The organism is Streptomyces deserti (assembly GCF_054782695.1).
Window position 1 is genome coordinate 261,410 of the sequence record NZ_BAAGRZ010000003.1, and the last position, 14,729, is coordinate 276,138.

The following is a 14,729-nucleotide window of genomic DNA, read 5'->3' on the forward strand; positions in this document are numbered from 1 at the left end:
TCGCTCTACGGATTGTTGATTCCGTAGAGCGGAAAATGGAGGGTGTGGGATGGGTCAGGGCCAGCAGGAGAAGGTGGCGACGAGCCTCGCGGGCGCCGTCAGCGAGGAGATCAGCGCCTCCCTCGCGCCCGTCGACGCCGAACTGGAGCGCCGCTATCCCGGAGACCCCGGCACCCGCCAGCCCGTCCACACCGTCTACGTCCCCGGCGACGCCTTCGCCGCCGACACGATCCGCTCCTGGGGTGAGAAGGCCCTCGCCCTCCTCGACGAACACGCCCCGGACGCGGCCTCGTTCGCCGCCGTCCTTGGACTGTCCGACGAGCTCGCCGAGCCCGTGTACGCGCGCGTGCGCGCCAAGCTGGAGCGTGAGCCGATCGAGGACCTGCGCGTCGACTTCGAGGACGGCTACGGCAACCGCCCCGACGCCGAGGAGGACAAGACCGCCGCCCGCGCGGCCCGCCTGATCGCCGAGGCGTACGCCGAGGGCACGGCGGCGCCGTACATGGGCATCCGCATGAAGTGCATGGAGGCGCCGGTACGCGACCGCGGCATCCGCACCCTCGACATCTTCCTCACCGGCCTGATGGAGGCCGGCGGCCTGCCCGACGGCCTGGTCCTCACCCTGCCGAAGGTGACGTACCCCGAGCAGGTCACCGCCATGGTGCGGCTGCTGGAGGCATTCGAGAAGGCGCACGGCCTCGAGCCCGGCCGGATCGGCTTCGAGATCCAGATCGAGACCAGCCAGGCCATCCTCGCCGCCGACGGCACGGCGACGGTCGCCCGCATGATCCAGGCCTCGCAGGGCCGCGCCACGGGCCTGCACTACGGCACCTTCGACTACAGCGCCTGCCTCGGCGTCTCCGCCGCCTACCAGGCCAGCGACCACCCGGCCGCCGACCACGCCAAGGCGATCATCCAGGTCGCGGCGGCGGGGACGGGCGTGAGGGTGTCGGACGGCTCCACCAACGTCCTGCCCGTGGGCCCGGCCGAGAAGGTCCACGCCGCCTGGCGGCTGCACTACGGCCTCACCCGCCGGGCCCTCGCCCGCGCCTACTACCAGGGCTGGGACATGCACCCCGGCCACATCCCCACGCGCTACGCCGCCGTCTTCGCCTTCTACCGCGAGGGCTTCCAACAGGCCGCCGGCCGCCTCGCCCGCTACGCCAACCGCACCGGCGGCGACGTCATGGACGAGCCCGCCACCGCCAAGGCCCTCAGCGGCTACCTGCTGCGCGGTCTGGACTGCGGCGCCCTCGACATCGCCGAGGTCGCCCGGCTCAGCGGTCTGACGCGCGCCGACCTGGAGGCTTTCGCGGCACCGCGGCGGGGTGATCTGACGGCTTCCGCCTGACGAGCGCGCGACAGGCTACCTCCAGAGCGGCGACAACGACGCACCGGTCCCCGGGCTCCCGGTCCGCTGAGAGCCCGCGGAGACCGCCGTGGCCGCCGCGTACCGCTCCAGAGCGGAGGCCGTGACCAGCTTCTCCTGGACGAACAGCCGCGTGCCCCGCTCGCACAGCCGCCGGTCGGAGCGCGCCCGCGCGCAGAACTGCTCGGGCGTGACACCGAACAGCTCCCGCAGACGCGGCAGTTCCACCAGGAGTTCGGTGAGCAGCGCCCGCTGGCCAGGGTGGATGCGGGGGGTGCCGGTGCCGTCGTGCAGGACGCCGTGCCGGTTGACGTACGCGTACGCCCCGGGCAGCGTGGTGCCGTCCGCGAGTTCGATCCGTACGTCGGGCGCGGGCAGCCAGGCCCGGTGGTAGTTCCCGGCCGGCAGCGGCACGCCCTCGCTCGCGTCGATCACCGCGAGTTGTTCGGCGTCGAGCCAGAGGACGAACAACTCCCGTAGGTTTCCGGGCGCGTCGACCGGCGACGCCGACACGTACCCCATGCGGCTCACGTGCGCGGAGACGCCCACGTCGACGCCCGTCACCCGGGTCCGCACCATCGGGACCGGGGAGGTGATCCCGAACTGGTCCATCTTGTGCCGCAGTTGGCCCGGGCAGGCGTTGGAGCCGATGGCGAGGACGGGGACGCGGTCCTCGTGCACCAGGCGGTCCAGGGGCAGCAGCCGGTCCCCGGCGAGGAGCCCGGACTCCTCGGGCCAGGCGCCCGGATACAGCAGCGGATGCTCACGCGGCGCCTCGGCCAGGCCGAGTGCCCGAAGGGTGCGCTCCTCCACGGGCCGCTCAGTCCGCCGGCGGCAGCTCGCCCGAGCCGCGGGTGATCAGCCGGGTCGGCAGCTCGATGCGCTCCGGGGCGACCAGGTCGCCGTCCAGCTGGCGGAACAGGCGCTCGGCGGCGGTACGGCCGAGGGCCGCCGCGTCCTGGGCGACGACCGTGACCCCCGGCTGGAGCAGGTCGGCGAGCTCGATGTCGTCGAAGCCGACGAGGGCGACACGGCGGGTCTGCTCGGCGAGCACCCGGATCACGGTGACCGTCACCCGGTTGTTGCCCGCGAAGATCGCGGTGACCGGGTGCGGGCCGCGGAGCATCTCCTCGGCCGCCCGGCGCACCCGCTCGGGGTCGGTGACGCCCAGGGACATCCAGGAGTCGTCCACCGGTATGCCCGCGTCCTCCATGGCGGCCCGGTAGCCGCGCAGCCGCTCGGCCGCGGTGTGGATGCGGGGCATGTCGCCGATGAACCCGATCCGGCGGTGCCCGTGGGCGATCAGGTGGGCGACCCCGCCGCGGGCGCCGCCGTAGTTGTCCGAGAGGACGACGTCGGCGTCGATCTTCCCGGCCGGCCGGTCCACGAACACCGTGGCCACCCCCGCCTTGAGCTCCGGCTCCAGGTACCGGTGGTCGTCACCGGCCGGGATCACCACCAGCCCGTCCACACGGCGCGCGCACAGCGCCAGCACCAGTTCCTGCTCGCGGTCCGGGTCCTCCGCGCTGGAGCCGTTGATCAGCAGGGCGCCGTGGGCGCGGGCCACCTCCTCCACGGAGCGGCTGAGCGGCCCGTAGAACGGGTCGGCGAGATCCTCCAGGACCAGTCCGATGCTCGCCGTACGGCCCTTGCGCAGCACCCGTGCGCTGTCGTTGCGGCGGAAACCGAGGGCGTCGATGGCCTCCTGGACGCGCCGTTCCGTCTCCGGCGTGACGCCGGGCTCCCCGTTGACGACACGGGAGACGGTCTTGAGGCCGACCCCGGCACGGGCCGCCACGTCCTTCATGGTCGGACGGTTGCCGTATCGCGTTGCGGAGAGGCGGTCTGCTCGGCGTGCGGTCTCGGGCACGATGCGGTGTCCTGTCGTCGTCGGCGGGGTAGGCGCGATCCATGGTCTTGTATGAGGATGTGGCGTCGAGCATAGGGCCTGGACAACGTTGTCACACCCAGGGGAGACTGTCCCCACAGTCTCCGGCCCACGTCCCCACCGCTGGACCGGCCAGCCCTTTTCCAAGGTTGACGGGGAGAATCGACACTGATGCACACCGACCTCGTGGCCGCGCTCGACATCGGCGGCACCAAGATCGCCGGAGCGCTGGTCGACGGCCACGGCACGATCCTGGTCCGCGCGCAGCGCCCGACGCCCGCCCGGGAGGACGGCGACACCGTGATGCGGGCCGTCGAGGAGGTGCTCCGCGAGCTGACCGGCTCGCCGCTGTGGGACCGTGTGCACGCCCTCGGTATCGGCAGCGCCGGCCCCGTGGACGCCTCCGCCGGCACGGTGTCCCCGGTGAACGTGCCCGGCTGGCGCGACTACCCGCTCGTCGCACGGGTCCGTGCCACCGCCGGTGACCTGCCCGCGGAGCTGATCGGCGACGGTGTGGCGATCACCGCCGCGGAGCACTGGCAGGGCGCCGCCCGCGGCCACGACAACGCGCTGTGCATGGTCGTCTCCACGGGTGTCGGCGGCGGTCTGGTCCTCAACGGCCGACTGCACCCTGGCCCCACCGGCAACGCCGGTCACATCGGTCACATCAGCGTGGACCTCGACGGCGACCCCTGTCCGTGCGGTGCGCGTGGCTGCGTGGAGCGCATCGCCAGCGGACCCAACATCGCCCGGCGTGCCCTGGAGAACGGCTGGCAGCCCGGCCCGGACGGCGACACCTCCGCCGCCGCGGTGGCCGCCGCGGCCCGGGCCGGCGACCCGGTCGCCGTGGCCTCCTTCGAACGCGCCGCGCAGGCCCTGGCCGCCGGCATCGCGGCCACCGCGACCCTCGTCGAGGTCGACATCGCCGTGATCGGCGGGGGAGTGGGCAAGGCGGGCGACATCCTCTTCACGCCCCTGCGCAAGGCCCTCACCGACTACGCGACCCTGTCGTTCGTCCAGCGCCTGACCGTGACCCCGGCCCAGATGGGCACCGACGCGGGCCTGGTGGGCGCGGCGGCGGCAGCGCTCGCGAAGCGGGCGGACGCGGCTGCGGCGGCAGTGTGAGACCACGGGCTGCCGCGGCGACTGCAGGAACGTTCTTCCGGGCCGAGGGGCCTCTTCCGGGGGCGAAGGGACCGAGGCCTCGCCGGGCCTCTTCCAAGGGCCGGGGCCGGGGGCCTGCGCAGGCGGAGGACGCCTGCCGGTCACCCGTCCGCGATCTGGGGCGAGAGCCGGACGTGGCCGCCAGGACATCGCGGACACCGCCGCCGCCGTGCAGGGCCGTTGCCTCGACACGGATGTGGCCGTCACCATCGTCCATCCGCCCTCCTGATGGTGGGACAAGTCCGTGACCCCTGACCCGTTCCCGCAGTTGTGTCAGGCATGAAGAAGCGCAGCATGCTCGCCATCGCCTCCCTCGCCACCGGCTTCGTCGTCGCGGCGGTCACCCCGTCCCACGCCCTCGGCGAGGGGATCGGCACCCTCAGCGCCGACGACGCCCTCGGCACCCTCGACAAGACCGTCCACGCCGAGGACGGCCTGGCGCTGGACGACGGCACGTCGGCCAAGGACGGTGCCAAGCCGGGCAAGGACGGCTGAGGGACCCGACGGCCGGGCCACGCGGCGCCGGCGCCCCCGGGGCAGGGGGCGCCGGCGCCGTTGTCATGCGCCCTCAACTGGGGCTGGTTTCCGTGGCAGGGTGGAGCGGGCAAGCCACAGAGGGCCAACAGAAGAGGGGGACCTGTGACCGTCGTCTGGATCAACGGTGCGTTCGGTGCGGGGAAGACCACCACTGCACGGGAACTGATCGAACTGATCCCGAACAGCACGCTCTTCGACCCCGAGGTCATCGGTGGAGCGCTCCAGTACCTGCTGCCACCCAAGCACCTCGCCGAGGTCGGCGACTACCAGGGCCTGCCGATCTGGCGTCGTCTCGTGATCGACACGGCGGCCGCGATGCTCGCCGAACTCGGCGGGACCCTCGTGGTCCCCATGACCCTGCTGCGCCAGGAGTACCGGGACGAGATCTTCGGCGGCCTCGCCGCGCGCCGCATCCCCGTCCGCCACATCCTCCTGGCACCGGCCGAAACGATCCTGCGTGAGCGAATAGCCGGCCGGGAGGTCCCACCCGACCTCCCCGACGGGGAGATACGGATACGGCAGTGGTCGTACGACCACATCGAGCCGTACCACGCCGCCCTCGCCTCCTGGCTCACCGCCGACGCCCACCCCATCGACACCAGCGCCCTCACCCCGTACGAGACCGCCGCCCGGATCGCCGAGGCGGTCGGCAACGGCTCCGTGCCCGTCTGCGACATCGTGCAGACGCCCGAGCCCACCGCCGAGACGCTCGCCGCCGGTGTCCTCCTCTTCGACGAGCAGGACCGGGTGCTGCTCGTCGACCCCACCTACAAGGCCGGCTGGGAGTTCCCCGGCGGCGTCGTCGAGCCCGGTGAGGCGCCCGCGCGGGCCGGGGTGCGCGAGGTCGCCGAGGAGACCGGGATCCAGCTCGACGACGTACCGAGTCTGCTCGTCGTCGACTGGGAACCGCCCGCACCGCCCGGTTTCGGCGGCCTGCGCCTGCTCTTCGACGGCGGCCGCCTCGACGCCGCCGAGGCCGGACGGCTGCTGCTGCCCGGACCTGAGCTGCGCGACTGGCGCTTCGTCACCGAGGCCGAGGCCGCCGACCTGCTGCCTCCGGTGCGCTACGAGCGGCTGCGCTGGGCGCTGCGGGCCCGGGAACGCGGGGCGGCGCTCTATCTGGAGGCCGGGAAACCGGTCGGCTGACGCCCGGTCAGGTGCCGTACGAAGTCTTTTTCTGACCGGGAGCCGTACTTGGCTTTACCCGGCGCGGGGAATTCCGAGAGAACGGCAAGAGGCAACCCTCGCCGCGGATACGCTAAGCGCTCCCCAAGAAATATCCTGCGGCAAATCACGTGGTGGCTAATCACGCACCCCGTTCTCGTCAACACTCCGCCACGAGCGCAAACAATCCCTTTTCTGCCCCTGGCTCGCCTTGACCGGACTCGCGCGGCATTGCGAAAGTCCGCAGAGTCTCACGGCGACCGCTACGGCCGCCGCCCAATTCCTTTCTCCAGGGGCAGATACGGGATGTCCGTACGATGACCACGCAACTCCCGCCGGTCGCGACCGGCAGCGGCGCGACGCTCGTTGCCGACGCGTCGGCGCAGGACCCCGGTCCCGGCGGCACGGTCGTCGCCGGCAGATCACCGGCCCGGATGGCCTGGCAGCGCATCAGGCGCGACAAGGTCACCCTGGCCGCGCTGGTGACCACCGTCCTGTTCGTCGTGATCGCGCTGCTCGCGCCGGTGCTCACCGCGATCACCGGCTGGGGGCCGATCACCCCCGACAACAAGGCGATCAACCCGGACACGGGCAACTTCCCCCACGGCGCACTCGGCGGTATCAGCCTCACCCACCTGCTGGGGGTCGAACCGGGCACGGGCTACGACCTGTTCGGCCGCATCGTCTACGGCCTGCGCACTTCGCTCTTCGTCGGCTTCGCCTCGGCCGTGCTGTCCACGACGGTCGGTGTCGTGGCGGGGCTCGCGGCCGGCTACTTCGGCGGCTGGGCCGACTCCCTGCTGTCCCGGGTGATGGATGTGATGCTGGCGTTCCCGCAGCTGCTGTTCATCATCGCCCTCACCCCGGTGATCCAGAACGCGCTGCAGACCGACAGCCACGGCGGCACCGACGAGAATCTCCGGCTGCTGGTCCTGGTCCTCAACATCACGGTGTTCGCCTGGGCCTATACCGCGCGCCTGGTGCGCGGACAGGTACTGTCCCTGCGCGAGCGGGAGTTCGTCGACGCGGCCCGGCTGATGAGCGCCGGCCGCCGGCACATCCTCTTCCGGCAGTTGCTGCCCAACCTGTGGGCGCCGGTGCTGATCTCCTTCGCGCTCGCCGTCCCGCAGAACATCACCACCGAGGCGGCCCTGTCGTACCTGGGCGTCGGCGTCATCCCGCCCAACCCGGACTGGGGCGCCCTGCTGTCGGACGCCTCCCAGTACTTCCTGCAGGACCCGATGTACCTGTTCGTGCCCGGTGTCCTGCTCCTCGTCCTGGTGCTGGCGCTCAACCTCCTCGGGGACGGCGTACGGGACGCCCTCGATCCCCGCGCCCGCCGCGGCTGACCCGCCACCCCCCTCCCCGAGTGTCGGCCCGGGCCCCATGAACGGCCACCGGGCCCTTATCAGAACGGAGCTCGCTCAATGACGCGCAGAACGCGCACGCTCGCCCTCACGGCATCCGCCGTGGCGATCGCCCTGGGGGCCACCGCATGCGGAGGTTCCTCCAGTGCCACCTCCGGCGGCTCCCCGGCCAAGGGCGGCACGCTGACGGTCCTCAACGACTCGGACTACGACCACATCGACCCCCAGCGGACCTACACGACCGAGGGATCGAGCATGGACTACGAACTCGTCCGCACCCTGACCGGATGGGACGAGACGGGCGCCAAGCCCGAGCTGGTCGGCGACCTGGCCACCGACACGGGAACGCCCAGCAAGGGCGACACGGTGTGGACCTTCCACCTGCGCCACGGGATCAAGTGGCAGGACGGCACTCAGGTCACCGCGCAGGACGTCAAGTACGGCGTCGAGCGGTTCTTCTCCCCGGACATCAACGGCGGCCCGCCGTACGCGAGCCAGTGGCTGGTCGGCGGCGACTCGTACAAGGGCCCCTACAAGGGACAGCAGCTCGGTTCGATCCAGACGCCGGACCAGTACACGATCGTCTTCCATCTCAACCAGGCGGTCGCCGACTTCAACGAGACGACGGCGATGACCGGGTGGTCGGCGGTGCCCAAGGCCCACGACACCGGCTCGACGTACGACACGCACGTCTGGTCCGACGGGCCCTACATGATCAAGTCGTACACCAAGGGCAAGGAATTGGTCCTGGTCAGGAACAAGTACTGGAGCCAGTCGAACGACCCGATCCGCGAGCAGAACGTCGATGAGATCGACGCGAAGTTCGGGCAGGACCAGTCCGCCATCGACCAGCAGATCAAGTCCGACGCCGGCACCGCCCAGACCTCGATCACCCAGACGCCGATCGCCGGCTCCGACCTGACGACGATCGCCAACGACCCGTCCCTGAAGTCGCGTTACTACAAGATCCCGGCGCCGGGCATCAACTACATGGCGATCAACACCGGCCGCGTCAAGGACATCAGGGTCCGCCAGGCCATCGAGTACGCCGTCGACAAGACCACCGCCCGGGGCGCCTTCGGCGGTGCGGCCTACGGCGACTACGCGACCACGATGCTGGCCCCCGGCATCGACGGCCACAAGAACTTCAACCTGTACGGCAGCAACCCCGCCGGTGACCTCACCAAGGCCAAGGCCCTGATGAAGCAGGCCGGCAACCCGAAGCCCACCATGTCGCTGGCCGTGGAGAACGTGCCCACCCAGGAGCACTTCGCCGACGCCGTGAAGACCGCGCTCGCCAAGATCGGCATCACGGTGAACATCTCACCGATCGACAAGTCGAACTACTTCAGCACCGTGAGCAACGTCAAGAACCAGTACGACCTGACCTGGGGCGACTGGATCGCGGACTGGCCGAACGCCTCCACCGTGCTGCCCACCCTCTTCGACGGACGGCAGATCAAGAAGCTGCCGCAGTCCAACAACGACCTGTCGTACCTCGACGACCCGAAGGTCAACGCGCAGATCGACAAGATCGGCAAGATGACCGACATCAAGCAGCGCAACGTCGCCTACGGCGACCTGGACGAGCAGATCCTGAAGGACGCCGCCGTGGTCCCGCTGATGTACATGAACTTCAGCGACCTGGGCGGCTCCAGGGTCGGCGGTGTCATCGACGACACGATCATGGCCGAGCCCAGCCTGGTGCACGCCTACGTCAAGCACTGACGCATCCCTCTCCTGAGGCCCGTCGGCGGTCCCGGCCGCCGGCGGGCGCCCCACTCACGTCAGGTCCCCGCACCCCATGCTTCGTTACCTCATCCGACGCCTGCTGGCAGCGGCCGTGATCCTGCTGGTGATCACCGTCATCACCTTCGTCATCTTCTTCGCGCTGCCGTCCAACCCCGCTCTCCTGGCCTGCGGAAAGACCTGTTCCCCCTCCCGGCTGGCGGAGATCAGGCACGCGCTGGGCCTCGACCAGAGCCTCCTGACGCAGTTCTGGGAGTTCTTCAAGGGCCTGTTCGCCGGCCGCGACTACGGCGACCAGAGCGTGCGCATCCACTGCGGCGCGCCCTGCCTCGGTGTCTCCTTCCAGACCGACACGCCCGTCCTGACCACCCTGCTGGGCGACTTCCCGGCCGACCTGTCCCTCGGCCTCGGTGCGGCGGTGGCCTTCCTGATCCTGGGCGTCGGCCTCGGGACGGTGGCCGCGGTCCGCAGGGGCAGGGCCGCCGACAAGGCAGCCGTCGGGCTGGCGCTGGTCGGCGTCTCCGTGCAGATCTACTTCGTCGGCCTGCTCCTGCTGTACCTGTTCGTCGACAAGTGGCAGATCCTGCCCGCCTCCGGCTACACGCCGATCACCCAGGACCCGGCCGCCTGGTTCCAGGGGCTGCTCCTGCCCTGGGCCACCCTGGTCGTCGTCTACCTCGCGATGTACACCCGGCTCACCCGCTCCTCCATGCTGGACGTCTTCGCCGAGGACTACATGCGCACCGCCCGGGCCAAGGGCCTCCCCGCCGGCACGGTCGTCCTCAAGCACGGGCTGCGGGCCGCGATCACCCCGATCATCACCATCTTCGGCATGGACGTCGGCTCGCTCATCGGCGGCTCCGCCGTCATCACCGAGTCGGTGTTCGGCATCAACGGCATCGGCAAGCTGGCCGTGGACTCCGTACAGAACTCCGACCTGCCGGTCATCCTCGGCACCACGCTCTTCGCCGCGACCTTCGTCGTCCTCGCCAACGTCGTCGTGGACCTGGTGTACGGCCTCGTCGACCCGCGCGTCCGCCTCGCCTGAGCTCTCCTTCGTCCTTAGGAACACTCCGTGTCTGTGCAGACCTCCCCGCAGTCCGCGGACCTCGCGCCCGTGTCCTCCTCCTTCCTCGACGTACGGGACCTGCGGGTGCACTTCCCGACCGAGGACGGCCTCGTCCGGTCCGTCGACGGCGTGTCCTTCACCCTGGAGAAGGGGGAGACCCTCGGCATCGTCGGCGAGTCCGGCTCCGGCAAGTCGGTGACCTCGCTGGCCCTGCTCGGGCTGCACAAGGGCACCCGCGCCCAGGTCTCCGGCGAGATCTGGCTGGAGGGGAAGGAACTCGTCGCCCTGCCCGAGCACGAGATGCGCGCCCTGCGCGGCAGAACCGTCTCGATGATCTTCCAGGACCCGCTGTCCGCACTGCATCCCTTCTTCACCGTCGGCGCCCAGATCGCCGAGGCCTACCGGGTGCACCACAAGGTCTCCAAGCAGGAGGCAAGGGACCGAGCCGTGGAGATGCTCAAGCGGGTCGGCATCCCGCAGCCCGAGCGCCGGGCGAAGGACTACCCCCACCAGTTCTCCGGCGGCATGCGGCAACGCGCCATGATCGCCATGTCCCTGGTCTGCGACCCCGCCCTGCTCATCGCCGACGAACCCACCACCGCCCTGGACGTCACCGTCCAGGCGCAGATCCTGGACCTGATCCGCGACCTCCAGGAAGAGTTCGGCTCCGCCGTCGTCATCATCACCCACGACCTCGGCGTGGTCGCCGACGTCGCCGACGACATCCTGGTGATGTACGGCGGCCGCCGGATCGAGTACGGCAGCAAGCACCAGGTGCTGAAGCAGCCGCAACACCCCTACACCTGGGGCCTGTTGCAGTCGATGCCGCACCTCACCGGCGACGTCGGCGTACGGCTGAACCCGATCCCCGGCACCCCGCCGAGCCTGATCAACCTCCCGGGCGGCTGCGCCTTCCATCCCCGCTGCGCCTACAAGGGCTGGGTCCCGGAAGGCCGTTGCACGGTGGAGCGCCCCGAACTGCGGGCCATTCCCGGCACCGGCCGGCACATCGCCGCCTGCCATCTCACCGAAGAGGCCAAGCAAGAAATCCACGGCCGGGGACCCGCCCGGGCCGCGCAGTGACGGCGGCGGACGAACAGGAGCATGCCGTGACCACCACCCGCCCCAGCACCGAGCAGACCGCGGCCCGTGACACCCAGCCACCGGACGGCGAGAACCTCCTCGAAGTCCGCGCTCTGCGCAAGCACTTCCCCATCCGGCAGGGCATCGTCTTCCAGCGCCGGATCGGGGCCGTGCACGCCGTCGACGGCATCGACTTCTCCGTCGGGGCCGGCCAGTCACTCGGCCTGGTCGGCGAGTCCGGCTGCGGCAAGTCGACCACGGGCCGCCTGGTCACCCGGCTGCTGGAGCCGACGGCCGGCAGCATCGTGTTCGACGGCGAGGACATCACCCGCCGGCCTCCGGCGAGCATGCGGCAGGCCCGCCGGAACCTCCAGATGATCTTCCAGGACCCGTACTCCTCGCTGAACCCCAGGCACACGGTCGGCACGATCATCGAGACGCCGATGAAACTCAACGGCATCGACCCTCCCCAGGGCCACAAGAAGCGTGCCCAGGAGTTGCTGGAGACCGTGGGCCTCAACCCCGAGCACTACAACCGCTACCCGAACGAGTTCTCCGGCGGCCAGCGCCAGCGCATCGGCATCGCCCGCGCCCTCGCCCTGCGGCCCAAGCTCATCGTGGCCGACGAACCGGTCTCCGCGCTGGACGTCTCCATCCAGGCCCAGGTCGTCAACCTCCTCCAGGACCTCCAGCGGGAGTTCGGCATCGCCTTCGTGTTCATCGCGCACGACCTCGCCGTCGTACGGCACTTCTCCGAGCGCGTCGCGGTCATGTACCTGGGGAAGATCGTCGAGGTCGCCGACCGCGAGACCCTCTACACCCGGCCGCGGCACCCCTACACGCACGCGTTGCTGTCCGCCGTCCCCGAGGCCGACCCGGAGGCGACGGAGCGGCGGGAGCGCATCCGGCTGGCCGGGGACGTGCCCTCCCCGATCGACCCGCCCTCCGGCTGCCGCTTCCGCACCCGCTGCTGGAAGGCCCAGGACCGGTGCGCCGCCGAGGGGCCGCCGCTGGTGCGTCTCGAGGGCAGCCCCGAAGGGCATCTGACGGCCTGCCACTTTCCCGAGGAGCCCACGGTCGACGCACGCGGCGAGGACATCGTTCTCGACCCGGCGCTGGGCTCCTGACGGCGGTCAGTGAGCCATCGCGTCCAGTGCCTTCCGAAGCGCCGCCGAGGCCTGCCCGACCACCGGATCGCCGTGGCCGAAACAGGCCACCTCCGCATCGAGCGCGGCCAGCCGGCGGCAGCCGGCGAGGACCTGAGAGCGGTCGAGGTTGAACACCCCCGGCATCACCGCTCCGTCGACGGGTGACGCGGCGACCGTGTCACCGGTGAACAGCACCGCGTGCCCGGGGAGATGCAGCGCGATGCTGCCGTACGTGTGCCCCGGGACATGGACGACGTGCGCGCCGCCGCCCACGTCGAGGACGTCGCCGTCCGACACCTCCGTCACCTGCGGCGGCCGCGCGTACCCGCCCGGCGGCAGAAGCCTCACCGCCGCCTCGTGCAGGGGGCGCTCCCAGTCCTCGAACACCGGTGGCGGGCCGGGGACCTCACCCCGTACGACGGGCGCCTCCAGGCGGTGCGCCAGCACCTCGGCACCGCTGAGGGCCGCGAACTCGGCCGCCCCGCCCGCGTGGTCCTCGTGGAAGTGGGTGAGCACGATCCGCCGTACTGCCCGGGGATCCCGGCCGAGCGCGGTCACGACCTCGGCGATCGGCGCACCGGACCCCTTCGGCCCGGCGTCGATCAGCGACAGGTCGTCACCGTCCCGCCAGAGGTAGGCCTGGCCGACCGGGAAGCGCAGCAGGTGAAGGCGGGGGAGCAGCTGGATGACGTCCATGGGACGACCGTAGAAGCTCCCCCACCCTCAGGCACGGGCCCTTAGCCGAGGGCAGAGCGCGAGCTCAGCTCGCCGCGTAGTTGCGCAGGAACAGTGCCTCCGCCACCGACAGCCGCTCCAGCTCCTCGGGGGACACGCTCTCGTTCACCGCGTGGATCTGGGCCTCCGGCTCGCTCAGGCCGATCAGCAGGATCTCCGCGTGCGGGTAGAGGGCGGCGAGCGTGTTGCACAGCGGGATGGAGCCGCCCTGGCCGGCGTACTGCATCTCCTGACCCGGGTACGCCACCGCCATCGCGTCGGCCATGGCCTGGTACGCCGGGCTGGTGGTGTCGGCGCGGAACGCCTGGCCCTGGCCGATCTGCTCGGTGCTCACCCGCGCACCCCACGGCGTGTGCGCCTCCAGGTGCGCCTGGAGCAGCTTGGTCGCCTCGGCCGCGTCCACACCCGGCGGCACCCTGAGGCTGATCAGCGCGCGGGCGCTCGCCTGCACGGACGGGGTGGCGCCGACGACCGGCGGGCAGTCGATGCCGAGGACCGTGACGGCCGGGCGCGCCCAGATCCGGTCGGCGACCGTGCCGGAGCCGATCAGCCCGACCCCGTCGAGTACCTTCGCGTCCTTCCGGAACTGCTCCTCGTCGTACTGCAGCCCCTCCCACCGGCTGTCGGTGGTGAGCCCGTCGACGGTCGTCGAACCGTCCTCGGCGCGCAGCGAGTCCAGGACGCGGATGAGGGCGGCCAGCGCGTCGGGGGCCGCGCCGCCGAACTGGCCCGAGTGCAGGTTGCCTTCGAGCGTGTCGACGCGGACACGGACCAGGGTCATACCGCGCAGGGTGGACGTGACCGTCGGCAGGCCGACCCGGAAGTTGCCCGCGTCGCCGATGACGATCGTGTCGGCCTCCAGAAGCTCGGGGTGCGCCTCGGCGTATCGCTCGAGGCCGCCCGTGCCCTGCTCCTCCGAGCCCTCGGCGATCACCTTGACGTGCACGGGTATGCCGCCGTTCGCCTTCAGCGCGCGCAGCGCGAGCAGGTGCATGATCAGGCCGCCCTTGCAGTCGGCGGCCCCGCGCCCGTACCAGCGGCCGTCGCGCTCGGTCAGCTCGAACGGCGGGGTGGTCCAGCCGGCCTCGTCCAGCGGCGGCTGCACGTCGTAGTGGGCGTAGAGCAGCACGGTCTTCGCACCCGCCGGGCCGGGCAGGTGGCCGTACACCGACTGCGTGCCGTCGGGAGTGTCGAGCAGGGCCACGTCCTCGAAGCCCTCGGCGGTGAGCGCGTCCACGATCCAGCGCGCGGCGGCCTCGCTCTCGCTCCTCGGGAACTGGTCGAAGTCCGCCACCGACTTGAAGGCCACCAGTTCGGTGAGCTCCGCCTTCGCCCTCGGCATCAGTGAGGCGACGGTCGCGGCGACCGGATTCGACGACATGGGCACGCTCCTTGTAGGTGCGACGTTGTACTTCTGCGTACTTCTGTGTACGAGACGATCGTGCGGCGTGGGCGC

General features: G+C 71.1%; 13 protein-coding genes. 9 read left to right on the top strand and 4 right to left on the bottom strand.

Annotation, left to right across the window (positions count from 1 at the left end; all coding sequences use genetic code 11):
- The first annotated feature begins 49 nt into the window (after positions 1-49).
- A complete protein-coding gene (locus ACYVMZ_RS09465) occupies positions 50-1,351 on the top strand; it encodes a DUF6986 family protein (RefSeq protein ID WP_461077587.1) in 1,302 nt (433 codons plus the stop codon).
- Positions 1,352-1,366: 15 nt separating this feature from the next.
- Here the strand turns inward: ACYVMZ_RS09465 and ACYVMZ_RS09470 are convergent, their stop codons facing one another.
- Together ACYVMZ_RS09470 and ACYVMZ_RS09475 are read right to left on the bottom strand one after the other, a co-directional pair.
- Positions 1,367-2,182, bottom strand: coding sequence for a hypothetical protein (locus ACYVMZ_RS09470; RefSeq protein WP_461077589.1), 816 nt, complete (start codon positions 2,180-2,182; stop codon positions 1,367-1,369).
- Between the two features lie 7 nt (positions 2,183-2,189).
- Complete coding sequence (locus ACYVMZ_RS09475; RefSeq protein ID WP_461077591.1) at positions 2,190-3,239, bottom strand: LacI family DNA-binding transcriptional regulator; 1,050 nt, start codon at positions 3,237-3,239, stop codon at positions 2,190-2,192.
- A 189-nt stretch (positions 3,240-3,428) separates the two neighbouring features.
- On the opposite strand from ACYVMZ_RS09475, the gene ACYVMZ_RS09480 reads away from it, so the two are divergent.
- The 8 genes from ACYVMZ_RS09480 to ACYVMZ_RS09515 all read left to right on the top strand — a co-directional run bounded on the left by ACYVMZ_RS09480 (position 3,429) and on the right by ACYVMZ_RS09515 (position 12,517).
- On the top strand, positions 3,429-4,382 hold the full coding sequence (locus ACYVMZ_RS09480) for an ROK family protein (RefSeq protein WP_461077593.1): 954 nt from the start codon (positions 3,429-3,431) through the stop codon (positions 4,380-4,382).
- Positions 4,383-4,700: 318 nt separating this feature from the next.
- Positions 4,701-4,916, top strand: a complete 216-nt coding sequence (locus tag ACYVMZ_RS09485; RefSeq protein WP_461077595.1) for a hypothetical protein — start codon at positions 4,701-4,703, stop codon at positions 4,914-4,916.
- Between the two features lie 144 nt (positions 4,917-5,060).
- Positions 5,061-6,104: an NUDIX hydrolase gene (locus tag ACYVMZ_RS09490; protein WP_461077597.1), complete on the top strand. Its 1,044-nt coding sequence runs from the start codon at positions 5,061-5,063 to the stop codon at positions 6,102-6,104.
- Positions 6,105-6,439: 335 nt separating this feature from the next.
- Positions 6,440-7,471: an ABC transporter permease gene (locus tag ACYVMZ_RS09495; protein ID WP_461077599.1), complete on the top strand. Its 1,032-nt coding sequence runs from the start codon at positions 6,440-6,442 to the stop codon at positions 7,469-7,471.
- Between the two features lie 78 nt (positions 7,472-7,549).
- Positions 7,550-9,217, top strand: coding sequence for an ABC transporter substrate-binding protein (locus tag ACYVMZ_RS09500; RefSeq protein WP_461077601.1), 1,668 nt, complete (start codon positions 7,550-7,552; stop codon positions 9,215-9,217).
- 76 nt (positions 9,218-9,293) lie between these two features.
- Positions 9,294-10,286, top strand: coding sequence for an ABC transporter permease (locus ACYVMZ_RS09505; protein ID WP_461077603.1), 993 nt, complete (start codon positions 9,294-9,296; stop codon positions 10,284-10,286).
- A gap of 27 nt (positions 10,287-10,313) precedes the next feature.
- Positions 10,314-11,390 (top strand): ABC transporter ATP-binding protein, encoded by a 1,077-nt coding sequence (locus ACYVMZ_RS09510; protein WP_461077605.1) that lies wholly within the window; start codon positions 10,314-10,316, stop codon positions 11,388-11,390.
- 26 nt (positions 11,391-11,416) lie between these two features.
- Positions 11,417-12,517, top strand: coding sequence for an ABC transporter ATP-binding protein (locus tag ACYVMZ_RS09515; RefSeq protein ID WP_461077607.1), 1,101 nt, complete (start codon positions 11,417-11,419; stop codon positions 12,515-12,517).
- A gap of 6 nt (positions 12,518-12,523) precedes the next feature.
- Here the strand turns inward: ACYVMZ_RS09515 and ACYVMZ_RS09520 are convergent, their stop codons facing one another.
- The gene (locus ACYVMZ_RS09520) at positions 12,524-13,234 is read right to left on the bottom strand and encodes an MBL fold metallo-hydrolase (protein WP_461077609.1); all 711 of its coding nucleotides are present in this window, start codon (positions 13,232-13,234) and stop codon (positions 12,524-12,526) included.
- Positions 13,235-13,298: 64 nt separating this feature from the next.
- A complete protein-coding gene (locus ACYVMZ_RS09525) occupies positions 13,299-14,654 on the bottom strand; it encodes a M20/M25/M40 family metallo-hydrolase (protein ID WP_461077611.1) in 1,356 nt (451 codons plus the stop codon).
- Positions 14,655-14,729 lie beyond the last annotated feature (75 nt).

Coding starts and splice junctions, on each gene's coding strand:
- ACYVMZ_RS09465 (WP_461077587.1), top strand. CDS start 50: ATGGGTCAGGGCCAGCAGGAGAAGGTGGCGACGAGCCTCGCGGGCGCC.
- ACYVMZ_RS09485 (WP_461077595.1), top strand. CDS start 4,701: ATGAAGAAGCGCAGCATGCTCGCCATCGCCTCCCTCGCCACCGGCTTC.
- ACYVMZ_RS09480 (WP_461077593.1), top strand. CDS start 3,429: ATGCACACCGACCTCGTGGCCGCGCTCGACATCGGCGGCACCAAGATC.
- ACYVMZ_RS09500 (WP_461077601.1), top strand. CDS start 7,550: ATGACGCGCAGAACGCGCACGCTCGCCCTCACGGCATCCGCCGTGGCG.
- ACYVMZ_RS09505 (WP_461077603.1), top strand. CDS start 9,294: ATGCTTCGTTACCTCATCCGACGCCTGCTGGCAGCGGCCGTGATCCTG.
- ACYVMZ_RS09495 (WP_461077599.1), top strand. CDS start 6,440: ATGACCACGCAACTCCCGCCGGTCGCGACCGGCAGCGGCGCGACGCTC.
- ACYVMZ_RS09520 (WP_461077609.1), bottom strand. CDS start 13,234: ATGGACGTCATCCAGCTGCTCCCCCGCCTTCACCTGCTGCGCTTCCCG.
- ACYVMZ_RS09525 (WP_461077611.1), bottom strand. CDS start 14,654: ATGTCGTCGAATCCGGTCGCCGCGACCGTCGCCTCACTGATGCCGAGG.